The following is a 24,875-nucleotide window of genomic DNA, read 5'->3' as shown; positions in this document are numbered from 1 at the left end:
GTATCAGGGTGGACGGCAACGGCGCGCCGCCCCGGTGCGCCGGTCAGGAAGGACCCGTCATGAGTGTGCAGTTCGAATCCCGCCCCGATCTTGCCCGCAACGACGTCGGACTCGTCAAGGCGAGCACCTGGGACGTCGGCACCCCCGAACGTCTGGACGCGACGGTCGAGGCCGTCCGGCGGGCGTGGGCCGGCCGGGACTGGCCGCACCCGGGGCTGCTCTCGTACACCGTCCACGCGGGTGAGGACGGGAAGACCCTGTTCCACTACAGCCAGTGGAGCGACGAGCAGGCGTACCAGGAGTTCTTCCGGCACGGCAGGGACGAGCGCAACGCGGAGATCGACGCCGCCGTGCCCGGCATCAGGCGGCTCGGGCTGCACACCTACGAGCCGTACCGGTCCGGCACGAGGGAGGACGACGGGCGGGAACCGGGCTGCGTGGTGATCGTCGACGTCGAGTTCGACGGGGCGGACCCGGCCCGGCAGCGGGACTGGGTGGACACCGTGTTCGAGGCGCTCGGCACCGATCCGGCGCCCGCACCCGGCGGCATCTCCGCGCACTTCCACGTGAGCACCGACGGGACGCGCGTGCTGAACTACGCCGAATGGGAGAGCGCCGAGGCCCACGCGGCCGCGCTGGCCGCGCCCGGCGACGGGGTCGGATCGAGGACGCCGCAGTGGGAACGGGTGCAGTCGTACCCGGGGATGACCGGCGGCGGCGTGAACCGCTACGCGCCCGCGCTCGCCATGCGGCCGGCGACGGGCGCGTAGCGGTGCGGCGGCACGCACGGAACGGGTCCGTGCGTGCCGGGGCACGCGAGCCCGGCATGATCCGGACGAGGGGCCCTACGGGCGGAAGCGGACCACCTGCGGGTCGTGGTCGCTGTTCTGGTCGGCGAACTCGGCGTTGATGTGCACGCTGTCGTAGTGGAAGCCGCGGATCGACGGGCTGGTCAGGATCTGGTCGAGGACCTGGCTGTTGCCCTGGTAGACGTACGAGTAACGCTCCGAGCGCGGCAGGGACTTGATCGCCGGGTACAGCACGCCCCCGGCCGTCAGCGCCTCCGTCGTGCCGGAGAACTCGAAGTCGTTGATGTCGCCGACGACCAGGACGTCCGCGTTCTTCTGGGTGCTCAGCAGCTTCTTGACGAAGGTGTTGACCGTCTCGGCCTGCGCGTGCCGCTGGACCTCCGAGGAGCGGGTCGGCGGCTGGTGCTCCGAGAAGATGGACTCGTCGCCGCCCTTGGACGCGAAGTGGTTGGCCACGACGAAGACCGGACGGCCGCGGAAGCTGAACTCCCCGACCAGCGGCTTGCGGCTGTTCTCCCACGCCGGGTTCGTCGGGTCGATCCGGCCGGGGGAGAGGGTGAGGGCCGCGCGGCCCCGCTCGCGCACGACCTCGGTCGCCGAGGTCGCGTCGCCGCCGGCGCGGTCGGTGAAGGAGACCCGCTCCGGGTTGAAGAGGAACACCTGGCGGATGTTGCCGCCGGGCTCGCCGCCGTCCTTCTTGTCCTGCGGGTCGATGGAACGCCAGTCGTACGCCGGGCCGCCCGCGGCCTCGATCGCGGCGATGAACTTCTCGACCGTCTGATCGGCGGCGACCGTGCCGTCGCTCTTGGAGCCGTTGTTGTCCTGGATCTCCTCCAGGGCCAGGACGTCGGGCGAGGCGAGGTTGTCGACGACCGCCGCGGCGAGCGCGTCGAACTTCTCCTGCGGGTCGCTCGGGTCGAGGTTCTCGACGTTGTACGTCGCCACGGCCAGCTCGCCGTCGCGCTGCTTGCGGGTGGTCTCCCGGCGCAGGCCCCTGTCGACGACGGTGCCCATGGTGCGGGCGGTCAGCGTGTAGCCGCCGTACTGGGTGAAGTCGAGCGGGCCCTCGGTCGCGCCGGACAGCACGTCGCCCACGTTCGCCTTCGGGAAGGGCTGCTGGGCGAGCGGCACCAGCGACTGGATCTGCAGCCGTCCGGTGTTCTGCGAGGTGTACGAGCCGTAGACCGTGCCGCCGCGGCGGGCGTCGTTCTCGTGCGGCTTGACCGTCACCCACAGCTCGGCGTGCGTGTCGGTGGCGCCGACCACCCGCGAGGTGCCGACCTCGACGTTCATGCCTTCGAGGGACTCGTAGTGGTCCAGGGCGTAGCGGGACGGCTGCAGCCGCAGCGCGTTGACGGAGCCGCCCGCCGCCGGGTCGCCCTCGGGGGTGTACCGGGAGGGGACCGAACGCGAGGTGATCCGCACCGGCGCGGGCAGGGCGTTGCCGGAGGAGACCACGGTGACGGCGGGCTTGCTGATCTGGGTGAGCGACTGGTTGCCGGAGTCGAGGCCGCCCGGGACGTACTCGGTGACGGTGCCGGAGACGGTGACCGCGTCACCGACCGCGACCGTGGGCGCGGAGCCCGTGTAGACGAAGATGCCCTCGCTGGTGGCGGGGTCGGCGTCGGCCTGCGGGTCCTGGAACCAGAAGCCCTTCGAGCCGTATGTGCGCACGCCCGTGACGACGCCCGCGACCCCGGTGACCTGCTGGCCGACGAGCGGGGATATCCGGGTGGAGCCCTGGATGTCGTGGATGCGGACCTGGGCGTCGGCGGTCGTAGAGGCGGACGCGGAGGTGGTGGCGGCGCCGGTGAGCAGGCCGGCGGCGAGCGCGGCGGTGACTACGGCGGAGACGGCGGTCGTTCTTGACGATGCGGCAGGCATCACGGGCTCCGGGGGATCGAGGGTCGGGTGGAGACGTCTACGCGCGTCAATCTCTTGTGTGCGCCAGGTCGTTGTCAAGGTCTGACAGGTGTACTGCCGCTGTCCGTCGCATGAACCGGGCGGCATGGGGCGAAATGCGTCTACGCTTGGGCCGCCCGATCCGTATTCCGGTACACCCGATCCGTGACTCCGGTACGCCGACCCGTGACCCCGGCCACGTCCGATCCGTGGCTCCGGTACGCCCCGAGGAGAACCGCCTGATGTCCGCAGAGCGCCCCACCCTGCCGCCCGTACGGCTGCGCACCGACGCCGAGCTGGCACGGGACGCGCTCGCCACGCCGCTGCTCGCCCGCGCCGTCCGGCTCGCCCGCTGGGCGGGGCCCGGAACCCGGGTCGGCGCCGGGGGCGAACTCGTGGACGCGCAGCTGCCGACGGCGGCCGAGCACCTCGGCCTGGAGCCGGACGAGGACGGTGCGGCGGAGGCCAGTGAGGCGTGGCGGCTCGCGGTCGACGCCGGGCTCCTCGACGTCGAGGACCCCGACGGGGCCGCCGGACCGGACGTGGAGGGCACCGTGACCGCGGGCGAGAACCTGGCGCTGGTCACCGGCGGTTCGCCGCAGGACGTCCTGGCGATCTGGCTCGACGGCCTGGAGGCCGTCCACGCCGACGCCACCGCCCCCGCCTTCGACGACCTCGCCGACCTCGTCGCGGAGGACGGCACGATCGACTTCGAGTCCCTGGACTGGGACCCGGAGATCGAGGCGGAGTTCCTCGACGGGGTCCTCGGCAACCTGTACCTGCTCACCGTCGGCGACGGCGGGGGCGGCGCCGACCCGGTTCCGGTTCCGCTGCCCGCCCTCGCCGCGTCGATGGTCGTGCCCGACGACATGGGCGAGCCGACCGACGACATCCTGGAGCAGGTGTCCGAGGCGATGATGCGCCTCGACGACCAGTTCCGGGTCCTCGAACCGATCGGGATCGTCGAATACCGCCCGGTGGACGAGGCGTTGCTGATCGAGGAGGGCGAGGACGGCACCGGACCGGCCGACGACGAGGACGTCACCCGGTACGGAATGGTGCGGCTGACCCCCCTCGGCCTGTACGGGCTGCGGGCCCGGATGCTGGAGGCCGGGGTGGACGCCCCGGCCGTCGGCGACCTCGCGGACAAGGGCGCCGACGCGCTCCTCGGAGGCATCGCGTACTACCCCGAGGCGGCGGCCCGCGCCGAGGTCGGGCTGTGGCTCGCCCGGCGCGGCACGGAGGGCGCCGGGGGCGAACTCCTGGCGGCGGCCCGCGGGACCGACCGACAGGCCCCGCTGCGCAGGCTCCACTGCCAGCAGGCCCTCGCCCTGGTCGGCGCCGCGGCGGAGCCCGAGGTGCGCGCGGTGCTGGACGACCCCGAACTGGGCGGCCTGGCCCGGGTCTGGCTCGCGGAGCTGGGCGCGGCGGACGTGCCCGCGCCGCCGGAGCCGATGATCTTCTGGCTCGCAGTCGACACGATCGCGGCCCAGCTGGAGGCCGACGGCGACCTGGACGAGCTCCAGGACCTGGTCGAGGGCCTGGCCGGACAGCACAGCGGCTTCTTCGACGAGGCGTGGCGGGTGGAGCACCCGGCGACGGCGGAGGTCCTGGAGGCGATGGGGCGGCTGCACGGCGACAAGAAGAAGGCCAAGGAGGCCCGCAAGGCGGCGTTCAAGGCCCGCTCGCGCGCGGGCTCCTGAGCGGTTCCCCGCCCCGTCGGCGGCCGGTGGTTCCCCGGCCCCGGCGGGGCGCCGTCCGTTCACGCGGCCGGCACCGGGGACGGGCGGCACGGACCGCGGCGGGCGGTGGACGGCGCGGCCGGCGCGAACGAGCAGGTCCGCGGCGGTGGGTGGTACAGGGTCGGACATCCGTTTTCGGCCAAGTGCACAGGAAGGATGCCCCCCGGCGTCGCCCGCAGTTCAACTTCCGTTGGCACGGGGACGCGACTGTGGGCCCGCAAACAACCCGTTCAGTCGCCCCCAGGAGTACGTGATGCCCATCACGCGCAGGGAATTCACCAAGCAGTCCGCACTCACCGGTGCCGGCATCGCCCTGACCGGCACCGTCGCCTCCCTGGCCACCGCGCCCGGTGCCCTGGCCGCCGACGACCCGAAGCACGGCAACGGACACGACCACGACCACGGGCACGGTCATGGCCACGGGCACGGCCGTGAGCCCGGCTACGGACCGCTGATCGCCGACCCCGAGGGCATCCTCGCGCTCCCCGCCGGCTTCTCGTACGAGATCGTCACCCACTGCGGTGTCACCAAGCTGGAGAGCGGCGAGTACACCCCCTCCAACCACGACGGCACGGCCGCCTTCGAGGGCCCGCGCGGCGTCACCCTGCTCGTCAACAACCACGAGCTGGCCGGCACCCGGGCCGGCTGGGAGCACCCGGTGCCGCTCACCGAGGGCCTCGTCTACGACCCGGTCGCGGCCGGCGGCTGCACCGTCGTGGAGACCCGCCGCGACGGCCGGGTCGCCGAGTGGGTCGGCATCGCCGGCACCTCCACCAACTGCGCCGGTGGCACCACCCCGTGGGGGACCTGGCTCACCTGCGAGGAGACCGAGGACAAGGCCGGCAAGGACGGCCTGCTCAAGGACCACGGCTACGTCTTCGAGGTCGACCCGTACGACCGCAAGGCCAACCGCGACCCGCACCCGATCAAGGCGTTCGGCCGGTACGCCCACGAGGCCGTCGTGATCGACCCCAAGCGCGGTCACGCCTACCTGACCGAGGACGCCGGGAAGCCCAACGGGCTGCTCTACCGCTGGGTCCCGCCGCAGGGCTTCCGGCACGGCCGCGGCAAGCTGCGCACCCTCGCCGACGACGCCGGTGTCCTCCAGGCCACCAAGTGCTTCGACCGCAACGGCAAGTTCGTCGACGACCTGTCCCGCGCCACGAAGATCGGCACCGTGTACGGCGTGGACTGGGTCGACGTGCCCGACCGCGACGCCAGGACCGTCTCGGTGCGCAAGCAGTTCGCCGACGGCGAGATCACCCGCGCCCGCAAGCTCGAAGGCATGTGGTGGGGCGACGGCGGCGCCTACGTCGTCTCCTCGTTCGCCCGCTCCGAGAGCCCCGTCCCGCACGACGGCCAGGTCTGGTTCTACGACCCCAAGCGCCGCACGCTGACGCTGAAGGTGCTCCTCGGCGTGAACCCCGACCCGTCGAAGGACGGCGCCTTCGACGGCCCGGACAACATCACCGTGTCGCCCTACGGCGGTCTGGTCATCTCCGAGGACGGCGAGGGCGTCCAGCACCTCTTCGGCGCGACCGAGAGCGGCCGCACCTACCCCATCGCGCGCAACGAGCTGAACATCGGCACCGAGGAGGAGCCGGAGTACAGCGAGTTCACCGGTGTCACCTTCTCGCCCGACGGCCGGACGCTGTTCGCCAACATCCAGACGCCGGGCATCATGCTCGCCATCACCGGCCCGTGGAAGCGCCAGCCGAAGAAGTAGCAGTAACCCGTACGGATGAACCGCTCGGTGCGCGTAATTCCCTCGCGCACCGGGCGGTTCCTCTTCTAGAGTCCTGTCCGTGCCCAGGTGCGCAGGCAGGACCTACTTCCACTCTTAATGGGGATGTCGCGGGTTCGAGTCCCGCCGCCGGATCTCGCTCCGGTGTAGCTCAGGGGGTAGAGCACCTTCGTCGGTTCCGCCGAATCGGTTCTCTGGGCACCACAACTTCATCTGCAGCAATGACTGCACGCACCTCCCGGTGCGAGGGCCGCGGCTACTTCCTGTCCAGATACCGCCGCGGCCGGAATGATCTCGGGAGGCACAGACGCCGGGGGGTGCCCGGTGCGCAGGCAACGGTTACTTCCTTTGGACTGAGGGTTGCGGGTTCGAGTCCCGTCCGGCTCCGGCCGGTAGCTCAATTCGGTAGAGCATCAGTAAAGTCCGTCGCCGACCCATGATCTCGGGCGCCCTTCCGGTTGTGCCTTCTCCCAATGAATTCGGGGGAATTCACATGGCACGCTTCAACACCCGCACCACCCGGCCCCGCGTCGTCTCGCCCGTGAAGTCCACCGGGCGCACCGCGCCGACCCACCAGGGCGGCCGGGGACACCTGCGCGACGAACGCTCCGAACTCTTCCTGCTCGCGGTCGCCAACTTCGTCTCGCAGCAGACCTTCTACGAGGACGGCGAGCAGCGCGACGACCGCTTCTCGGCCCTCGTGCGGAACCTGGCCGTCACGGACCCGGAGTGGACCGCGGGCCTGCTCCACTGGCTGCGCCGCGACGGACAGATGCGCACCGCCTCGATCGTCGGCGCCGCCGAGTACGTCAGGGCACGGCTGGAGGCGGGTGCCGAGGACGGCCCGTCCAACCGCCGGGTCGTCGACTCCGTGCTGCTGCGCGCCGACGAGCCCGGCGAACTCCTCGGGTACTGGACCTCGCGATACGGCCGGGCCGTGCCCAAGCCGGTCAAGCGCGGCATCGCCGACGCCGTGCGCCGGCTCTACGGCGGCAAGTCGCTGCTGAAGTACGACACCGCGTCCAAGGGCTACCGCTTCGGCGACGTCCTGAACCTGACGCACGCCTCGCCCGACCCCGAAAAGCCGTGGCAGGGCGAGCTGTTCCGGTACGCCCTCGACCGCAGGCACCACCCCGAGACGGCCGTGCCGTCGGCCGGTGACCGCGTCCTGACCGCCCACCGCGCGCTGATGGAACTGCCGGTCGAACAGCGGCGGGCCGTGATCGAGGGCGCCGACGGGGCGGACCGGCTGGCCGCCGCGGGCATGACCTGGGAGGCGCTGGCGGGCTGGTTGCAGGGACCGATGGACGCCACGGCCTGGGAAGCGGTGATTCCGTCGATGGGCGTGATGGCGCTCATCCGCAACCTGCGCAACTTCGACGAGGCGGGTGTCTCGGACGAGGTCGCCGCGCGGGCGGCGGCGAGGATCAGCGATCCGGCCGCGGTCGCCGCGTCCCGGCAGTTCCCGTTCCGCTACCTCGCCGCCTACCAGCACGCGCCCTCGCTGCGCTGGGCCCACCCGCTGGAGAAGGCGCTCGGCCACTCGCTGGACAACGTGCCGGCCCTGCCGGGGCGGACGCTGGTCCTGGTCGACCGCTCGGGTTCGATGTGGTCGCCGCTCTCGGACCGTTCGCAGCTCGACCGGGCCGACGCCGCCGCGATCTTCGGCACGGCGCTGGCGCTCCGGGCGGCCGACGCCGACCTGGTCCAGTTCGGTACGAGCAGCGCCCCGGTGGAGTACCGCCGGAGCGAGTCCGTGCTGAAGGTCCTGGAACGCTTCGGCAACCTCGGCGGGACCAACACGGCGGAGGCGGTGCGCCGGCACTACCGGGACCACGACCGGGTGCTGATCGTCACCGACGAGCAGGCGACGTTCTCGTACGCCGGGGACGCCACCGCGGCGGTGCCGGACACCGTGCCCGTCTACACCTGGAACCTGGCCGGTCACCGGGTCGGGCACGCCCCGTCCGGGGAGGGGACACGCCACACCTTCGGGGGGCTCTCGGACGCGGCGTTCCGCATGGTGCCGCTGCTGGAGGCGGGCCGGAACGCGGACTGGCCCTGGAAGAAATGACGGCGGATCCGGTGCCGCGTCCGCTCCCGAGAGGGACGGGTGCGGCACCGGGTGTTCCCGGGACCCGTCCGCGGGGCGCATACTCGCGGTGATGAAACAGTCAGCCGGATCCCGGCGCCACCTGCCTTCCAGTCCCTTCAACCACCCGGCCCAGGAGGCCTCACCGGTCGAATCGTTCGACGCGGGCGACCGGGTGTCGCACGACCAGTTCGGCCTCGGCCGGGTCATCGCCGTCGAGGGCGACAACGACGCGGTGCTCATCGACTTCGCCGGGCGGCAGGGCAGAATCCTGCGCCCGTACTCCAAACTGACCAAGCTCTGAGCCGACCGGGCTCCGAGCGGGACACCGACCACGACCGGGGCCCCGGGGTACGTCCACGGACGTACCCCGGGGCCCGTCGCGTCACAGTGCCTGGGCCGCGGGCTTCACCATGCCGCGGACGGTGCGCGACTTCACGAAGTCGCCGATGGCGGTCATCTCCCACTCGCCGGAGAACTGCTTGATCAGCTTGGCCATCATCACGCCGGTCTGCGGCTCGGCGCCGGTCAGGTCGAAGCGGACCAGCTCCTCGCCGGTGGCCCCGTCGATCAGCCGGCAGTAGGCCTTGGCGACCTGGGTGAACTTCTGGCCGGTGAACGAGTTGACCGTGAAGACCAGGCCGGTCGCCTCCGGCGGGATGCGGCCCAGGTCCACGACGATCACCTCGTCGTCGCCGGCTCCCTCACCCGTGAGGTTGTCGCCGGAGTGCTTGATCGCGCCGTTCAGGATGGAGAGCTTGCCGAAGTAGCAGCTGTCGATGTGATTGCGCTGCGGGCCGTAGGCGATCACCGAGGCGTCGAGGTCGATGTCCTTGCCGCGGAAGGCGGGCTCCCAGCCGAGGCCCATCTTGACCCGGGAGAGCAGCGGCCGGCCGCCCTTGACCAGGGAGACCGTCTGGTTCTTCTGGAGGTTGACCCGGCCCTTGTCGAGGCTGATCTTCCCGCCGGCGGGCACGGGCGCCGGGGCGGGCGGGGCCGGCGGGGCGGGGGGAGCCGGGGGCGCGGCGATCCGCGGGTCCACCGGGCCGGTGGGCGGCATCGGGGGCGCGGCGGGCACGGGGGCCGGGGCGGCGGCGGGCTCCTCCTCGACCGAGACGCCGAAGTCCGTGGCGATGCCGGCCAGGCCGTCGGCGTAGCCCTGGCCGACCGCGCGGGCCTTCCAGGCGCCGTTGCGGAGGTAGACCTCGATGACCACGAGCGCCGTCTCGGTGCCCAGCCGGGGCGGGGTGAAGGTGGCGAGCACGCTGTTGTCGTCGGCGTTGCGCACGGTCGCGGTGGGCTCGATGCCCTGGAAGGTCTGGCCCGCCGCGTCCGGGCTCGCCGTGACGACGATCTTCTCGATGCCGGGCGGGACCGCCGCGGTGTCCACCAGGATCGAGTCCGGCGCGGTGCCGCCGCCGGAGCGGTAGGTCACACCGGGGCCCGCGGGCTGGTTGTAGAAGATGAAGTCGTCGTCCGAGCGCACCTTGCCGTCTGCGGTGAGCAGGAGGCCCGAAACGTCGAGCCGCACCGGGGCGGAGACGTCCACTGCCACGCGGGCGGCGGAGAGAGGGATGTTCGAGCCGGGGGTCATAGCGGTCATGTCCGGAGTAACGAACGACCCCGCTTTGCCGTTCCCTTACCTTTGCCGTCCCCTCGCCGCCCCCGCCGTCCCCCGCCCCGCGGTCCCGGCCGCCCCCTCGGACGTGCGGGCGTGCGGGTGTGCCGGGGCCGCGGGCCCGGTGCCCGTCAGCGTCCGCGCGACCGGTTGCGCGGGTGATCGCGGGCGGTGCGTTCGTTGCCGTGCTTGTACGCCCCGGTCCAGCGGGCCATCACCAGTTGGGCGTCCCCGGACCCCACCTCGGCCAGGAACTTCTCCGCCCGGCCGCCGCGCAGCGTGCCCGCGGGACGGCCGTGGTGGGTGATGGTGACGCTCGCGTCGCCGTGCTGCTCGTACAGGAATCCGGAAGGTCTCGGCATGACCCGCATCCTGCCCGGCGGCGGACGCGCTGTCGCGCGGTTTTCCGCGGGGGCACCGGTGGGGCCGGTCAGTGCGGCCAGATCGGTGGGGTGGTGCAGAAGTGGCCGCCGAGGCGGGTGTGGTCGGGGTTGTCCGGGTCCAGTTCCCCCTGCTCGGCGACGAGCCGCGCCGCGTACGGCTCCGAGTCGTCCTGCGGCTCGTAGCCCAGTGCGCGGGCCGAGGCCAGGTCCCACCACAGCCGGGTGTTGGCGGAGGAGCCGTGGACGACGGTGTGCCCCACGTCCTTCGCGGTGAGCGCGGCGTGCAGGAGCCGGGCGCCGTCCGCCGGGCTCAGCCAGAGCGACAGCATCCGCACCGAGGTCGGCTCGGGGTAGCAGGAGCCGATGCGCACCGAGACGGTCTCCATGCCGTGCCGGTCCCAGTACAGCTGGGCGAGGTCCTCCCCGAAGGACTTGGACAGGCCGTAGAAGGTGTCGGGGCGGCGCGGGGCGTCGACGGCGATCGGCGGGTCGCCGGGCAGCGGGCGGGGGGTGTGGCCGGCGACGTGGTTGGAGGAGGCGAAGACGACGCGCCGGACGCCCTCCTCGCGCGCGGCCTCGTAGAGGTTGTACGTGCCCTCGATGTTGGCCCGCAGGATCCTGTCGAAGGAGGACTCCAGGGAGATGCCCGCGAGGTGGACGACCGCGTCGACGCCCCGCACGGCCTCGCGCAGCGCCGCCCGGTCGCCGAGGTCGGCCGTGATCGCGCCGGGCTCGCCCTCGACGGGGCGGGCGTCGAGGAGCCGGAGCCGGTGGCCGTACGCGGGCAGGAGACCGCGCATCAGGGTGCCGAGACCGCCGGCGGCGCCGGTGAGCAGGACGGTGCGGGGAGCGGACATGCGCGGATCTCCTCGGTGCGTGGGCGCGCACGCGTACTGCGGGCGCGCGGCACGGCCCCTGCGGCGCCTGCGGGACGTGCCCGTCGGAAGCCAAAGCCATGGACGTCATTCATATGTGTGGACAAAGTAAGAAGTGCCGACGGGGCGAGTCAAGGGTTGTGCCGCCCCGGCGGGGGCGGCGGTCCGGAGTGCGCGTCCGGATGTCCTGCGCGATGCCCTGCGCGTTCCCCTCCTTGACCGGCGCCCGGCGGCTGCCTTAGCGTGCAGTTGTTCACGAATGTGGACGGCGATCATAATTGTGCACGCCTGGACCTGCTCAGGGAGCGCCAGTGACCTCAGCCCCTCTTGCCGCCCGACTGCACCGTGCGACCGGGCCGCTCTTCTTCCCCGTCACCGCGTACGGACCGGACGGCACCGTCGACCTCGACGCCTTCCGCGCCCATGTGCGCACCGGCGTCGACGCCGGTGCGGCGGCGGTCTTCGCCTGCTGCGGCACCGGCGAGTTCCACGCGCTGACGCAGCGGGAGTTCCGCGCCGTCGTCGCCGCGGCGGTCGAGGAGACCGCCGGGCAGGTGCCCGTCGTCGCGGGGGCCGGGTACGGCACCGCGCTCGCCGTCGAGTACGCCAGGATCGCCGAGGAGGCCGGCGCGGACGGGCTCCTCGCGATGCCCCCCTACCTCGTCGTCGCCGACCAGGAAGGACTGCTGGGCCACTACACCGTGCTCGCCGCGGCCACCGGCCTGGAGACGATCGTCTACCAGCGCGACAACGCCGTCTTCACCCCCGGGACCGTCGTGGCACTGGCCCGGACCCCCGGCGTCATCGGCCTCAAGGACGGCTACGGCGACCTCGACCTGATGCAGCGCATCGTCAGCGCCGTCCGCACCGAGGCGCCGGGGGAGGACTTCCTGTACTTCAACGGGCTGCCCACCGCCGAGCTCACCGGCCGGGCCTACCGCGGCATCGGCGTCACGCTCTACTCCTCGGCCGTCTTCGCCTTCGCGCCCGACATCGCGCTCGCCTTCCACCGGGCCCTGGAGGCCGGCGACGACGCCCTGACGGACGAACTCCTCGACCACTTCTACCGGCCGCTCGTCGAACTGCGCGCCAAGGGCCGCGGCTACGCCGTCTCGCTCGTCAAGGCCGGGGTCCGGCTCGGCGGCCCGGCCGTCGGCCCGGTCCGCACCCCGCTCACCGAGCCGCCCGCCGCCCACGTCGAGGAGCTCACCGGGATCATCGCGCGCGGCCGCGCCGTCCTGGAGAAGCACGGGCAGGAGCAGCGCGGGTGAGGACCTCCGCCTTCCTCTATCCCTGGGACGTCGTCGGCGACCCGGACGCGGCCGCCCGCATCGCGGACCTGGGCGTCCGGCAGGTGACGCTCGCCGCCGCCTACCACTCCACCCGGGCACTGACCCCGCGTCATCCCGCCCGCCGCATCGTCACCGCCGAGCACGCGGCGGTGCTCTACCCGCCGGACGAGGAGCGGTGGGCGGGGCGCGAGCTGCGCCCGTACCCGCAGTCGTGGGTGGCCGGCGACGACCCGTACGCGCAGGCGGCCCGGGCCCTCACCGACGCCGGGCTCCAGGTGCACACCTGGGTGGTCCTCGCGCACAACTCCCGCCTGGGCGCCGAGCACCCCGGGACCTCCGTCGTCAACGCGTACGGCGACCGCTATCCCTGGGCGCCCTGCATCGCACGGCCCGAGGTCCGCGCGTACCTGATCGACCTGGCCGCAGAGGCCGCGGTGCGCGACGGCGCGGGCGGAACCGAGCTGGAGTCCTGCGGCTGGTACGGCTTCGCGCACCTGCACGCCCACGACAAGACCACGGGCGTCGGGCTCGGCGACGCGGCGCAGTACCTGATGTCGCTCTGCTTCTGCTCCGCCTGCCGCACCGGGTATGCCGGACAGGGCCTGGACGCCGATGCCCTGGCCGCGGCCGTGCGCCGGGCCCTGGAACCGTGCTGGGCCGGTTCCGGCAGCGCGGAGGCCGGCTGGGAGGCCGTGCGGGAACTCCTCGGCGCCGACCTCGCCGACGCCACCCTCCGGTGGCGCGGCACGGTCGCCCGTACGCTCCAGGAGGCCGCGGTGGCCGCCGTGCGGGCGGCGGCGGAACCGGGCTTCCAGGTGCTGCTGCACGCCGACCCCGCGCCGTACCGCACCGGTGCGAACACGGGCGTCGACCCCGGGCACGTCCTGTCCGTCGCGGACGGCGTGGTGCTGCCCTGCACCGGCGCCGACGCGGTGCGCGAGGCCGTGCTCGGCCCGTTCGCCGGGAGCGAGGGGGTGCTCGCGGCCAACTTCTGCGTGGTCACCGGCATGGGCGGCAACCCCGCCGCACTGGAGCGGGACGCCGAGCACGCGGCCTCGCTCGGCGCGAACCAACTGCGCCTGTACCACGCCGGACTGGCCTCGGACCCGGACCTGGCGGCCGTCGCCGGGGCGCTGGCACGCCTGGGCCGCTGACGGAGCCGCGCCGGGCGGGGGCGTACGGCGGACGCCCCCGCCCGGCGCGTTCAGCGCGCCAGCGCCGCCTTCATCATCTTCTGGGCGACCGGCGCCGCCAGACCGTTGCCGCTGACCTCCGAACGGGCCGCGCCCGAGTCCTCGACGACCACCGCCACCGCGACCTCCTTGCCGGTCGAGGCGTCCTTCGCGTACGAGGTGAACCAGGCGTACGGGGTCTTGCTGTTGCCCACCCCGTTCTGCGCGGTGCCCGTCTTGCCGCCTACCTCGGCCCCGGCGATCCGGGCGTTGGTGCCGGTGCCCTGCTCGACGACGGTCACCATGGCGCTGCGCAACTGCTCGGCGGTGTCCGGCGACACCACCCGCTCGGTGTCCCCGTCCGGGAACTCCTGGAGCGTGTCGCCCTCTCCGTCGGTCACCGAGGACACCATGTGCGGAGCGGCCAGTTCGCCCCCGTTGGCGAGCGCGGACGACACCATGGCCATCTGCAACGGCGTCGCCGTCACCTCGAACTGGCCGATGCCCGTCAGCGCGGTCTGGGGCCGGTCCATGCCGGACGGGTAGACGCTCTCGCTCGCCCGCACCGGAACGTCCAGCTTCTCCGTGTTGAAGCCGAACTTCTCCGCCATCGCCCTGACCTTGTCCTGACCGAGGTCGACGGCGGCCTTCGCGAAGACGTTGTTGCAGGAGTACTGGAGCGCGGTGCGCAGCGTGGCGTTCTCGCACGGCGCGGTGGCGCTCTCGTTGCGCAGGACGGTGCTGGTGCCGGGCAGGGTGTACGGGTTGGGGCTGGCCGTGCGCTCGTCGACCGAGCCGTACAGCCCGTCCTCCAGCGCTGCGGCGGCCACCACCAGCTTGAACGTCGAACCCGGTGCCAGCGGCTGCCGGATCGCCCGGTTGACCAGCGGTTTGTCCTCGTCGTCGAGCAGCTTCCGCCAGGCGTCGCCGTCCGCCGTCCCGCTGATCGTCGACGGATCGTACGAGGGGGTGGAGACCATGCCCAGGATCCGCCCGGTGCCCGGCTCGATCGCGACGGCGGCGCCCTTGTCGTCGCCGAGCGCCTCGTACGCCGCCTTCTGCACGGCCGGGTCGATCGTCGTCAGGACGTTGCCCGGATCGGCCTGCTTGTCCGTCACCATGTCCAGCGGGCTCTTCAGCCGGTCGTCGGTGCCGTCCAGCACGTGGCTGTAGATGCCTTCGAGCTGGGTGGAGCCGTACGCCTGCGAGCCGTAGCCGGTGACGGCCGCGTAGAGCTCGCCCCGGGTGTAGGTGCGTTTGTACGCGAGATCGCTGCCCACCGTCCTCTTCGAACCGGTGACCGGGTCCCCGGCCACGATGATGTCGCCGAGCGGCTGCGCGTACTGCGCGATGGTCTTCCGCCGGTTGTGGTCGTTGTCCGCGAGCGCCTGCGCCTGATACGCCTGCAGCCAGGTCGCCCGCACCAGGAGGGCGAGAACCAGCAGCAGACAGAAGACGGACGTGTGCCTGATCGTTCTGTTCATCCCACCGAGGGACGAGCGGGGCGTCGGGGGACGTTCCCGGTTGTGCCGATTCTCACCGATTCCTCATGATCAGCCGGAATCCCCGGGAGCGATGAACCCCGACTCGTACGCCGCGATCACGGCCTGGGTGCGGTCCCGGGCGCCGGTCTTCGCGAGCACCGCCGCCACGTGCGTCTTGGCCGTCGCGGGCCCCACGGCCAGCCGCCCGGCGATCTCCGCGTTGGTCAGCCCGGCCGTCATCAGCCGCAGCACCTCCGCCTCCCGCTCGGTGAGCCGGGCCACCCACGGCGGCCGGTCGGCCCCCCGCCGCGTCAGGTGCTCGGCCGCCAGGGTCCGGACCGCCGCCGGGAACAGCAGCGTGTCGCTGCGGGCGACCAGCCGCACCGCCTGCACGAGGTCCTCGGCCGCCGCGCGCTTCAGCAGGAAACCGGCCGCCCCGGCGACGAGCGCGTCGTACACGTAGGAGTCGTTCTCGAAGGTGGTCACGACGACGATCCGCGGCGGGGCGTCGAGCGAGCCGAGGATCTGCTCGGTGGCGCGGATGCCGTCGATCTCCGGCATCCGTACGTCCATCAGCACCACGTCGGGCCGCAGCTCGCGCACCACGGACACGGCCTGCGCGCCGTTCGCCGCCTCGCCGACGACCTCCAGATCGGGTTCGGCGTCCAGGATGACGCGCAGCGCCGTGCGCACCATCCGCTCGTCGTCGGCCAGAACCACCCGGACCTTCGTGCTCACTTCTTCTCCTGTCCGTCCGTACGCAAAGGGAGGCGCGCGGTCAGCCGCCACGCGCCGTCGTGCGGCCCGGCCTCCGCGCGGCCGCCGAGCAGCACCGCCCGCTCGGCGACGCCGCGCAGTCCGCGCCCGCCCCCGGGCCGCACCGCCGCGGGCCGCTCCGGCAGCGGGTTGTCCATGACGATCTCCACGTCCGTCGCGCGCACCGTGATCCGCAGCTCCACCGCCACCCCGGGCCCGCCGTGCCGCAGCGCGTTGCTCAGCCCCTCCTGCACGATCCGGTACGCCTCCCGCGACACGGCGGCCGGGACCGTGCCCGGCTCGCCCCGCACGGTGAGGGAGACCGGCACCCCGCAGTGTTTCAGCAGCCCGTCCAGCGCGTCGAGCGCCGGGCCGGTCGTCCCGGCCGCCCCGTGCTCCTCGCCGCTGCGCAACAGGCCGAGCACGGAGTCGAGCTCGCCGACCGTGCGCCGGGTGGTCTCCTCGATCGCGGCCAGCGCCTCGCGGACGAACTCCGGGTCGCTGTCCAGGACCCTGCGGGCCGCGCCCGCCTGGAGCGTGACGGCGCTCAGCGCGTGGCCCACCGAGTCGTGCAGTTCCCGGGCGAGCCGGTTGCGTACCGCCAGATCGGCCGCCCGGCGTTCGGCGGCGGCCAGCCGGTCCTCCGGGGTCGGGCCCAGCAGCACCGGGGCCCGGCCGGCGAGCAGCGCCCCGGCCAGTGCCGCGCAGACGGCCACCGCCAGCAGCGTCGCGATCCCGGCGAGGGGGCTCAGGGCGAGGATCCAGGACCGGTCCAGCCCCTCGGGCGGGGCGACGACCGGGGAGTCGCGCACCGCCTTCGAGAACGGCAGCACCATGAGGGACAGCGCGAGCGGGGGCAGCGACAGCGTCGTGGCACTCACGATGCCGCCGAGCGCGAGGTGCGTCGTGTACCAGGCCGCGGTGCGCACCCGGGCCTGCCGGGTCCTGGCGGGCCCGTCGGCCAGCTGCCGGCCGGCGGGCAGGCCGCACAGCGCGCGGGCCGCGGCCACCGAGAGCGGCCGGGCCGGCGGGAAGAGCGCGGTGACCGCGGCCATGGGCAGGGCGCAGACGAACGCGACGAGCTGGTGCGGGAGGGACATGAAGAGGGTGGCGTCCGGGCGGAGCGAGCCGACCAGCACCAGGGCCGCCAGGAAGTACGGCATCAGCAGCGCGCCGCCGAGGATCAGGTGCAGCCAGCGCAACCGGGCCCGCCGCCCGAACAGCGTGGTCACGCGCGGATGCCGGGGGACGGGGCGGACGGCACGGCGCCGCGGGAGCCGGGGGCCGCCGCGCGTTCCGAGAAGAAGTACCCGCCGAGGGTGACCACCAGCGCTCCGAGCAACATCTGGACACCGTAGATCACCACCATCGTGGGCGTGGGCTGTTCGGAGACCTTCTGGGTCCCGGTCAGCGAGGCGGCGCTCAGCCAGCCGCCCCAGCAGCCCGAGGCCCCCGAACCGCACCAGGCCAGGACGAGCGGAACGGCGAGGGGGAGCGCGGAGCGGCGGAAGGCGAGCAGCAGCACCCCGGCGGCGGCGACGAGGGCGAAGAGGGCGTTGAACGCCTCCATGACGTAGAAGGAGCCGTCCCGGTCCGCGATCCTGGCCGCGTTGAGCCCCGCGGTCGAGCCGGTGGCCCACACCAGGTGCATGACGGCCGGTACGACCGCGAGCAGCGAGACGAGGACCGCGGTGACCCGCAGGGCGGGCGCGGTGGGGCTCTCCGGCAGGTCCCGCAGGGTGCCCCGCCAGAGATGGCCCCAGCGCTCCCGGGCGTACAGCGCGAACAGGGTGCCCAGCGCGATGCCCTGGAGGGTGAAGCCGCCGTAGACGACGCCGAAGACCCACTCGTCGAGGAAGGGGTCGCCGTCCCCGCCGTTCCCGCCGACACCGCTGCCCCGGAACAGGCTCACCACCAGTTGCGCCGGGTACCCGGTCATGATCGGCAGCAGCAGCCCGGACGCCACCCACACGGGCAGGACGAGCAGCCAGGCGGGCACCCGCAGGCCCCAGGGCCGGGTGAGCAGCAGGGCGATGACCACGACGGCGCTGTCCATCAGGATCGTGACGCCGTTGGCGACGATCATCGTGGTGCGGTGTTCGAGCAGCGGGCTGCCGTCCGGGATGCCGACCCGACTGCCCGCGATCCAGGCGGTCTTGAGCGCGATGTACGGCAGGGTGGAGGCGATCGCGAGCGCACGGAGGAGGGCGCGGGCTCCGGGGCGCCCCACGGCGGTGGCCGCGGCGGACGAGGTCTGTGTCATGGCACCCACACTTCCGTGCGGTCCGGGCGGGCACGTCGTGCCCGGTGACGATCCGGCTCCGCCGCGCGGCGGAGCCGGATCGTCACCGGGTCGTCCCGGCAGGTGGCCGACGCCCCGTCGGCCGTCCCGCCGCGGGCACGCGTCATGGCGGAGGGGCCGCCCCGGGCCTCGCGCGGGGGATCGCCGGGGGTCAGAGCCTCCGGGTGGCGAGCGCCAGCCGGTCGCGCGCGTCGAACAGTGCGTCCTTGACCATCTGCTCGTGCGCGGGCGTGAGCCGGGCGACCGGCACGGAGCAGCTGATCGCGTCGCGGGCGGGGGTGCGGTAGGGGATGGCGATGCCGAAGCAGCGCAGCCCGAGGGTGTTCTCCTCGCGGTCCACCGCGTACCCCTGCTCGCGGACCAGGTGCAGCTCCTCGATGAGCTTCTCGCGGTCGGTGATGGTGTGTTCGGTCAGCGCGGGCAGCGTCTCGGGCAGCATCTTGCGGACCTGCTCGTCGCTGTGGGTGGCCAGGAGCGCCTTGCCGAGGGAGGTGGAGTGGGCAGGCAGCCGGCGGCCGACGCGGGTGAAGGGGCGCAGGTAGTGCTGGGACTGCCGGGTGGCGAGGTACACCACGCTCGTCCCGTCGAGGCGGGCCAGGTGGATGGTCTCCGCCGTGTCGTCGGAGAGCCGGTCCAGGGTGGGCCGGGCCGCCGCGACGACCTCGTCCCCGTCGATGTACGAGGTGCCGACCAGCAGGGCCCGCACCCCGATCCCGTACCGGGTGCCCGTCGCGTCGGTCTCCACCCAGCCCAGCTCCACCAGCGTGCGCAGCAGCATGTACAGGCTGGACTTGGGATAGCCGACGGCCTCCTGCACCGCGGCGAGCGAGTGCATGCCGGGCCGCCCCGCGAAGTATTCGAGCAGCTCCACCGTACGCACGGCGGACTTGACCTGTGCCCCACCGGACTCGGCAGCGGACATCGACCTACGCTCCTTCCAGCCCATTCACGAAACCTGCGCCCCGTCGAACTCCCGTGTCCGGTCGGTCCGATGGCGCCTTGCCAATATCGAACAATCGGAAATAGAGTCGCTTCGTATTCACGATCGGGAACTTTGTTCAGAATACCGAACAAACTCCGATGTGCGGCAGTGAAGCGGAAGGAAAAGCACGGTGGCAGCAACACCAGTCTGGAGCGTCGACCCCCGCACCGGGAACCCGCGTGAGCAGGTCGCGGTGGAGGCTACAGCGGAGGAGGTCGACCGCGCCGTCCGGGCTGCCCACGCGGTGCGCGACTCGCTCGCCGACCGCACCGTGCGCGCCGCGTTCCTGCGCACGGCCGCCGACCTGCTCGCCGAGGCCGGGGAACACGTCGTCGAGGCCGCGGACGCGGAGACCGCGCTGGGCCCGGCCCGCCTCACTGGTGAACTCGCCCGCACCGCAGCCCAGTTGAGGGCCTTCGCGGAGGTCGTCGACGAGGGTGCCTTCCTGGACATCCACATCGACCACGCGGACGACACCCGCACCCCGCCGTGGCCCGACATGCGCCGCTACAAGATCCCGCTCGGGGTCGTCGCCGTGTACGCGGCCAGCAACTTCCCGCTCGCCTTCTCCGTCCCCGGCGGCGACACCGCCAGCGCGCTGGCGGCCGGCTGCCCGGTCGTCGTCAAGGCCCACCCCGACCACCCCGCCACCTCCGAGCTGTGCGCCTCCGTGCTGCGCCGGGCGGCGGCCCGGGTCGGCCTGCCCGAGGACGTGCTGATCCTGGTGCACGGCTTCGAGGCCGGCGTCGAGCTGATCAAGCACCCGCTCGTCGCGGCCGCCGGCTTCACCGGCTCCGTGCGCGGCGGACGCGCCCTGTTCGACGCGGCGGCGGCCCGCCCCGTCCCGATCCCCTTCCACGGCGAGCTGGGTTCCCTCAACCCCGTCGTGGTGACCGAGGCCGCGGCCGCCGAGCGCGGCGAGCAGATCGGGGCCGGGCTCGCGGGCTCGATGACCCTGGGTTCGGGCCAGTTCTGCACCAAGCCCGGCTTCGTCCTGGTCCCGGCCGGCGAGAACGGCGACCGGCTGCTGAAGTCCCTCACCGACGCGGTCAGCGACACCGAGGCGGGCGTCCTGCTCGACCACCGGATGCGCGACGCCTTCGTCGCGGGGGTGGGTGCCCGGGCCGCACTCCCCGACGTGGAGGCCCCCGTCACCCCCGGCGCGGGCGGCGAACACACCGTCTCGGCCGGCTTCCTGACCGTACCTGCCGCCCTGCTCACCGCCGAGGGCCCGCACGACGAACTCCTGGAGGAGTGCTTCGGCCCCGTCACGGTCGTGGCCCGCTACACCGGCACCGACGAGATCACCGCGGTCCTCTCCCGGCTCCCCGGCAACCTCACCGCCACCCTCCAGGCCGCCACCGAGGAGACCGACGCCGACGCCCCCGGCCTCCTCGCCGCCCTCACCCCGCTGGCCGGCCGGGTGCTCGTCAACGGCTGGCCCACCGGTGTCGCCGTCGCCCCCGCCCAGCACCACGGCGGCCCCTACCCGGCCACCACCTCCACCTCGACCTCGGTCGGCTCCACCGCCATCGAACGCTGGCTGCGCCCGATCACCTACCAGACCACCCCCGAGGCGCTGCTCCCGCCCGAGCTCCACGAGGACAACCCCCTGGGCCTGCCCCGCCGGGTGGACGGCCGCCCCGCCTGACCGCGTACGTCCCCGAACTCCCCTTTCGTGCCGGACCCGTCCGGCACGAAAGGGCCGGCGGCCCCGGACGCCGAACAGCCGGTGCGCGTGCCTTCTCGCCGGTCGGCCGAATCGCCGAACAGTCGAACGAATGAGCGCGGGTACTCGGCGGAATTGAGTACCACCACCCAGCCCCCGGTGTCCGCCGGAGGGTTGGGTGGACCGCATGGACACCACCCCCGACACCGCGGACCGGTGCCGGTCCGACTTCGAACGCGTGGACCGCAACATCCGGTCGGCCTCCTGGTTCGGCCTCGTCATGCTGGTGCCGGTGTGTTTCGGCTCTCTCCTCGTCACCCTGAGCTCGACCCGGGCCTCCGGCTGCGTGACCTACGGCGTGCGGTGTTCCGACGTGCCCGGGGGCTCGATTCCCGGGTGCTTCCTGGCGGCACTCCTCCTCGGCATCGCAGCGGTGGCTTGGCCGGGGAAACTGCTGCCGTTCCCCTCCGCACGCGGCTGGCTGCTGGGCCTGCACATCACGGCACAGCTCATGACCGCGTTGCTGATCCTCGGTTACGTCTGACGGCCGACGGCGGGCACGGCGGGACTCGGTGCCCTCGCCCCGGCGGACGCAGGGCAGCATGGGCGTCATGACCGCCGACCGAGTCCTGATCCTCGCCCCGCGCGATTCCGCGACCGGGCGCCGTTTCGCCACGACCGCGCAGGGCCGGGGACTGCGCGCCCTGACCGCGCACGAATGGCGGCTTCCGGACGGCGCGCGGGACGCCGCCGGGCAGGCGCATCTGTACGGCGGGCCGCTGCTCGCCGACCGGGTGGCCGCCGAGCTGGACCTCGTGGTGCTGGAGCCGCCGGCCGACTGGCTGGCTTCGTTGCCGACGGCGCTGACCGGACGCCGGGTGGAGGCGCTCACTCTGGTGGAGGCCCGGCGACTGCGCAGGCCGGCCTTCGTCAAGCCGCCGACCGACAAGTTCTTCCCCGCCCGGATCTACCCCGACGGCTCACGGCTGCCCGGACCGGACGCGTTCGACGACGACCTGCCGGTGCTGGTGAGCGACATCGTCCGTTTCACCCGTGAGTACCGGCTGTTCGTCATGGACGGCGCCGTGCGCACGGGCAGCCGCTACGCCGTCGGCCCCGCGCTCGACCCGGTTCCGCTGGACGAGGACGAGCACGGCCCCGAGGTCCGCGCCTTCGCCGCCGAACTGCTCGCGGAGGCGGCCGGGGCGCTGCCCTCCGCCGCCGTGGTCGACGTCGGCCTGCTCGACGACGGCCGGTGGGCTGCGGTGGAGGCGAACCCCGCCTGGGCCAGCGGTGGTTACGCCTGCGACCCGGAACGCGCGCTGGACGTGGTGTTCCGGGCGGCCGGTCCGGCCCGGGACGTCGCTCCGGCGGACCTGCGCTTCGCCCGGCCCGTACCGGGAGCCCGGTCCGGGCGGTGACCGGGTGGCCGGTCGGGCGGGCGGTCCGGGTGTCGGGGCCGGCCGGGGAATGAGGGCATTTGTTTCCGTGTTGCCCAGTTGCCCACAGAGCGGGGAAGACCCCCGCGACCGTGCCGGGCCGCGAGAAGACGGAGAGAAGAAGGACATGCGCGTCGAGATCTGGAGCGACATCGCCTGCCCCTGGTGCTACATCGGGAAGGCCCGCTTCGAGAAGGGCCTGGCGGAGTTCGCCCACCGCGACGAGGTCGAGATCGTGCACCGGTCCTTCGAACTCGACCCCACATACGCCGGGGACGAACCCGTCCAGGTGATCGACATGCTGGCGCGGAAGTACGGGCGCACCCGCGAGGAGGCGCAGGCCATGGAGGCGAACGTCGCGGCCAACGCGCGGGCCGAGGGGCTCGGCTACCTCACCGAGGGCCGCGACCACGGCAACACCTTCGACATCCACCGGCTGCTCCACCTGGCCCGCGCCCGGGGCCGCCAGGACGAGCTGCTGAACCTCGCCTACCGGGCCAACTTCGCCGAGGAGCGGTCCGTCTACGACGGCGACGTGCTGGTGGCGCTGGCCGTGGAGGCCGGACTCGACGCCGACGAGGCGCGGGCCGTGCTCGCCGATCCGAAGGCGTACGCGGACGAGGTGCGGGCCGACGAGCGGGAGGCGGCCGAGCTGGGCGCCAACGCGGTGCCGTTCTTCGTGTTCGACCGGCGGTACGGCATCTCCGGCGGCCAGCCCGCCGAGGTCTTCACCCAGGCGCTCGAACAGGCGTGGAAGGACCGTCCGGTGACCATGATCGGCGAGGACGCCGGGGCGTGCGGCCCGGACGGCGCCTGCGAGGTCCCCGCGACGGGCGGCACGAACGCCTGAGTCCGCTCCGGCGCACGGGAGGCGCGCCCGCGGGGACTTCCCGGGCGCGTCCTCCGGTTCCCCGTGATTGACCATGAACCGGGGGGACACCAGGCTGGGCGCATGGAGACCACTTCGCTTTCGCTCAGCCGGGCCGTGCACGGCGAGTTCGCGCCGGAGACCACCTACCTCAACACGTCCACCTGCGGGCTGCTGCCCCGTCGCACCGTGGCGGCGGTGCGGTCGCTCGCCGAGCGCGTCGCCGCGGGCCGCGGTGTCGGCTCCGGCGACTTCGCGACGGTGGAGGCCGCCCGGTCCGGCTTCGCCCGCCTCGTCGGGACGGACGCCGACCGGGTGGCCGTCGGCAGCTCCGTCTCCGTGCACGTCGGACTGATCGCGGCCGCGCTGCCGCCGGGGGCCGAAGTGCTGGCACCCGAGGGGGAGTTCAGCTCCGTCGTCAGCCCGTTCGCGGTCCGCGGCGACCTGCGGACCCGGTACGTCCCGCTGGACGGCCTGGCCGACGCCGTACGTCCGGACACCGCGCTCGTCGCACTGTCCGCCGTGCAGTCGTCGGACGGCCGGGTCGCCGATCTGAAGGCGGTGCGCGCGGCGGCGGCCGCCCACGGCGCCCGGACCCTGCTCGACATCTCACAGGCGGCCGGCTGGCTGCCGCTGGACGCGGGGGAGTACGACTTCACCGTCGCCGGGGGCTTCAAGTTCCTGCTCTGCCCGCGGGGCGCCTCCTTCCTCACCGTCACCGAGGACGCGCAGCGCGGCCTGCCGCCGGTCTTCGCGAGCTGGGCTGCCGCCGAGGACCCGGGGAACAGCACGTACGGCCCGGTCGAACGGCTCTCCCCGTCCGCCCGCCGCTACGACGAACCGCCCGCCTTCCTGTCGTACCACGGCGCCGAGCAGTCGCTGGAGCTGCTCGGCGAGGTCGGCGTGGAGGCCGTGCACGCCCACGCCACCGGGCTCGCCGCCCGCATGCGGGCGGGGCTGGCGGAGCTGGGGCACGAGGCGGTGCCGGGGGAGTCGGCGATCGTGGCCGTGCCCGGACTCGGCGTGCGGGAGGCCGAGCTGGCACGGGCCGGGGTGGTGGTCTCCAACCGGGCGGGGAGCCTGCGCGCGGCCTTCCACCTGTACAACACGCAGGCCGACGTGGACCGGGCCCTGGACGTGCTCTCCGGCTGAGTCCGCCGCCCGGTGCCGACCGGCGGACCGGGAGCGCCGGAGGCGGCACCGGAAGGGCGGTGGGCGGCGGGGATCAGCAGCCGGGGGAGTGGCGGAGCTCGGGACAGCCCTCGGTCTCCCGGCGGAGGTTCTCCTCGACCTTGGCGAGCAGCCGGGCCAGCTCCTCGCGCTCGCCCCGGTCGAGGCCGGCCAGGGTGTGCTCCTCCAGGTCCGTCCAGGCCCGTTCGACCTCGGAGTGCAGCGCGCAGCTGTCCTCGGTGGCGTCGACCAGGACGGCCCGGCGGTCGTCCGGGTCGGGGCAGCGGCTGACGTGCCCGGCCTGCTCCAGGCGTTGGAGCATCTTGGTGACGGTGGAGGGGTCCAGGCCGACGGCCTTGATCACCTCGGACTGGCGCACCGCGCCCGTGTCCCACAGGTACATCATCAGGAACTCCTGGCCGGGGTAGATCCCGGCCCCCTTGAGCATCTTGCCCGCGGCGATCCGGTGCAGCCGGGCCACCCGGGAGAAGGCATGGCTGACGGGGCCGCCCCGGGCGGCGCTCGGCAGCTCGGTACAGGCGGGGTCGGTGCTCGCGGGACCTGACGTCATCGGGA

At 73.3% G+C, this 24,875-nt stretch carries 22 protein-coding genes; 12 read left to right on the top strand and 10 right to left on the bottom strand.

Translation table 11 applies throughout. From position 1 onward, the window contains the following. The first annotated feature begins 59 nt into the window (after positions 1-59). Positions 60-770 carry an antibiotic biosynthesis monooxygenase gene (locus tag ABZZ04_RS25570; RefSeq protein ID WP_356934544.1) on the top strand — a complete coding sequence of 237 codons (711 nt, stop codon included), beginning with the start codon at positions 60-62 and terminating at the stop codon, positions 768-770. A 75-nt stretch (positions 771-845) separates the two neighbouring features. Here ABZZ04_RS25570 and ABZZ04_RS25565 read toward each other — a convergent pair whose 3' ends face one another. After that, positions 846-2,693 (bottom strand): endonuclease/exonuclease/phosphatase family protein, encoded by a 1,848-nt coding sequence (locus ABZZ04_RS25565; RefSeq protein ID WP_356934543.1) that lies wholly within the window; start codon positions 2,691-2,693, stop codon positions 846-848. A gap of 260 nt (positions 2,694-2,953) precedes the next feature. Between ABZZ04_RS25565 and ABZZ04_RS25560 the strand changes: the two genes are divergently transcribed. From ABZZ04_RS25560 to ABZZ04_RS25545, 4 genes are all read left to right on the top strand, one after another. Then, on the top strand, positions 2,954-4,414 hold the full coding sequence (locus ABZZ04_RS25560; protein ID WP_356934542.1) for a hypothetical protein: 1,461 nt from the start codon (positions 2,954-2,956) through the stop codon (positions 4,412-4,414). 292 nt (positions 4,415-4,706) lie between these two features. Beyond that, entirely contained in the window at positions 4,707-6,179 is a 1,473-nt protein-coding gene (locus tag ABZZ04_RS25555; RefSeq protein WP_356934541.1) for an alkaline phosphatase PhoX, read from the top strand. A gap of 511 nt (positions 6,180-6,690) precedes the next feature. Beyond that, the gene (locus ABZZ04_RS25550; RefSeq protein WP_356934540.1) at positions 6,691-8,271 is read left to right on the top strand and encodes a TROVE domain-containing protein; all 1,581 of its coding nucleotides are present in this window, start codon (positions 6,691-6,693) and stop codon (positions 8,269-8,271) included. A gap of 91 nt (positions 8,272-8,362) precedes the next feature. Then, positions 8,363-8,593 carry a hypothetical protein gene (locus ABZZ04_RS25545; RefSeq protein ID WP_356934539.1) on the top strand — a complete coding sequence of 77 codons (231 nt, stop codon included), beginning with the start codon at positions 8,363-8,365 and terminating at the stop codon, positions 8,591-8,593. 81 nt (positions 8,594-8,674) lie between these two features. On the opposite strand, the gene ABZZ04_RS25540 is transcribed toward ABZZ04_RS25545, so the two are convergent. From ABZZ04_RS25540 to ABZZ04_RS25530, 3 genes are all read right to left on the bottom strand, one after another. Continuing rightward, complete coding sequence (locus ABZZ04_RS25540) at positions 8,675-9,892, bottom strand: TerD family protein (protein ID WP_356934538.1); 1,218 nt, start codon at positions 9,890-9,892, stop codon at positions 8,675-8,677. Positions 9,893-10,038: 146 nt separating this feature from the next. After that, positions 10,039-10,269, bottom strand: a complete 231-nt coding sequence (locus tag ABZZ04_RS25535) for a hypothetical protein (RefSeq protein WP_356934537.1) — start codon at positions 10,267-10,269, stop codon at positions 10,039-10,041. Positions 10,270-10,337: 68 nt separating this feature from the next. After that, positions 10,338-11,147 (bottom strand): NAD(P)-dependent oxidoreductase, encoded by an 810-nt coding sequence (locus ABZZ04_RS25530; protein ID WP_356934536.1) that lies wholly within the window; start codon positions 11,145-11,147, stop codon positions 10,338-10,340. 329 nt (positions 11,148-11,476) lie between these two features. On the opposite strand from ABZZ04_RS25530, the gene ABZZ04_RS25525 reads away from it, so the two are divergent. Then, complete coding sequence (locus ABZZ04_RS25525) at positions 11,477-12,436, top strand: 5-dehydro-4-deoxyglucarate dehydratase (RefSeq protein WP_356934535.1); 960 nt, start codon at positions 11,477-11,479, stop codon at positions 12,434-12,436. Further along, complete coding sequence (locus tag ABZZ04_RS25520) at positions 12,433-13,611, top strand: hypothetical protein (protein ID WP_356934534.1); 1,179 nt, start codon at positions 12,433-12,435, stop codon at positions 13,609-13,611. The genes ABZZ04_RS25525 and ABZZ04_RS25520 overlap by 4 nt, the downstream gene beginning before the upstream one ends. A 50-nt stretch (positions 13,612-13,661) precedes the next feature. On the opposite strand, the gene ABZZ04_RS25515 is transcribed toward ABZZ04_RS25520, so the two are convergent. From ABZZ04_RS25515 to ABZZ04_RS25495, 5 genes are all read right to left on the bottom strand, one after another. Then, a complete protein-coding gene (locus ABZZ04_RS25515; protein WP_356934533.1) occupies positions 13,662-15,113 on the bottom strand; it encodes a penicillin-binding transpeptidase domain-containing protein in 1,452 nt (483 codons plus the stop codon). Between the two features lie 69 nt (positions 15,114-15,182). Then, positions 15,183-15,851, bottom strand: coding sequence for a response regulator transcription factor (locus tag ABZZ04_RS25510; protein ID WP_356934532.1), 669 nt, complete (start codon positions 15,849-15,851; stop codon positions 15,183-15,185). After that, complete coding sequence (locus ABZZ04_RS25505; RefSeq protein ID WP_356934531.1) at positions 15,848-17,101, bottom strand: histidine kinase; 1,254 nt, start codon at positions 17,099-17,101, stop codon at positions 15,848-15,850. Before ABZZ04_RS25505 ends, ABZZ04_RS25510 begins: the two co-directional genes overlap by 4 nt. Beyond that, positions 17,098-18,132 (bottom strand): hypothetical protein, encoded by a 1,035-nt coding sequence (locus tag ABZZ04_RS25500; protein ID WP_356934530.1) that lies wholly within the window; start codon positions 18,130-18,132, stop codon positions 17,098-17,100. The genes ABZZ04_RS25505 and ABZZ04_RS25500 overlap by 4 nt, the downstream gene beginning before the upstream one ends. 190 nt (positions 18,133-18,322) lie before the next feature. Then, entirely contained in the window at positions 18,323-19,093 is a 771-nt protein-coding gene (locus ABZZ04_RS25495; RefSeq protein WP_356934529.1) for an IclR family transcriptional regulator, read from the bottom strand. Positions 19,094-19,283: 190 nt separating this feature from the next. On the opposite strand from ABZZ04_RS25495, the gene ABZZ04_RS25490 reads away from it, so the two are divergent. The 5 genes from ABZZ04_RS25490 (at position 19,284) to ABZZ04_RS25470 (ending at position 24,281) form a co-directional block, all read left to right on the top strand. Further along, on the top strand, positions 19,284-20,804 hold the full coding sequence (locus ABZZ04_RS25490) for an aldehyde dehydrogenase (NADP(+)) (protein ID WP_356934528.1): 1,521 nt from the start codon (positions 19,284-19,286) through the stop codon (positions 20,802-20,804). Between the two features lie 205 nt (positions 20,805-21,009). Continuing rightward, a complete protein-coding gene (locus tag ABZZ04_RS25485; RefSeq protein WP_356934527.1) occupies positions 21,010-21,366 on the top strand; it encodes a hypothetical protein in 357 nt (118 codons plus the stop codon). A 67-nt stretch (positions 21,367-21,433) separates the two neighbouring features. Continuing rightward, positions 21,434-22,243 (top strand): ATP-grasp domain-containing protein, encoded by an 810-nt coding sequence (locus ABZZ04_RS25480; RefSeq protein ID WP_356934526.1) that lies wholly within the window; start codon positions 21,434-21,436, stop codon positions 22,241-22,243. 145 nt (positions 22,244-22,388) lie between these two features. Then, complete coding sequence (locus tag ABZZ04_RS25475) at positions 22,389-23,111, top strand: DsbA family oxidoreductase (RefSeq protein WP_356934525.1); 723 nt, start codon at positions 22,389-22,391, stop codon at positions 23,109-23,111. 102 nt (positions 23,112-23,213) lie between these two features. After that, complete coding sequence (locus ABZZ04_RS25470; RefSeq protein WP_356934524.1) at positions 23,214-24,281, top strand: aminotransferase class V-fold PLP-dependent enzyme; 1,068 nt, start codon at positions 23,214-23,216, stop codon at positions 24,279-24,281. 73 nt (positions 24,282-24,354) lie between these two features. Here the strand turns inward: ABZZ04_RS25470 and ABZZ04_RS25465 are convergent, their stop codons facing one another. Further along, on the bottom strand, positions 24,355-24,870 hold the full coding sequence (locus ABZZ04_RS25465; RefSeq protein WP_356934523.1) for a MarR family winged helix-turn-helix transcriptional regulator: 516 nt from the start codon (positions 24,868-24,870) through the stop codon (positions 24,355-24,357). Positions 24,871-24,875: the final 5 nt, after the last annotated feature.

It is taken from the genome of Streptomyces sp. NPDC006435 (genome assembly GCF_040612315.1).
Classification (GTDB): Bacteria; Actinomycetota; Actinomycetes; order Streptomycetales; family Streptomycetaceae; genus Streptomyces.
The sequence above is the reverse complement of the archived record's forward strand: the minus strand, read 5'-3'. Positions and strand labels throughout refer to the sequence as shown.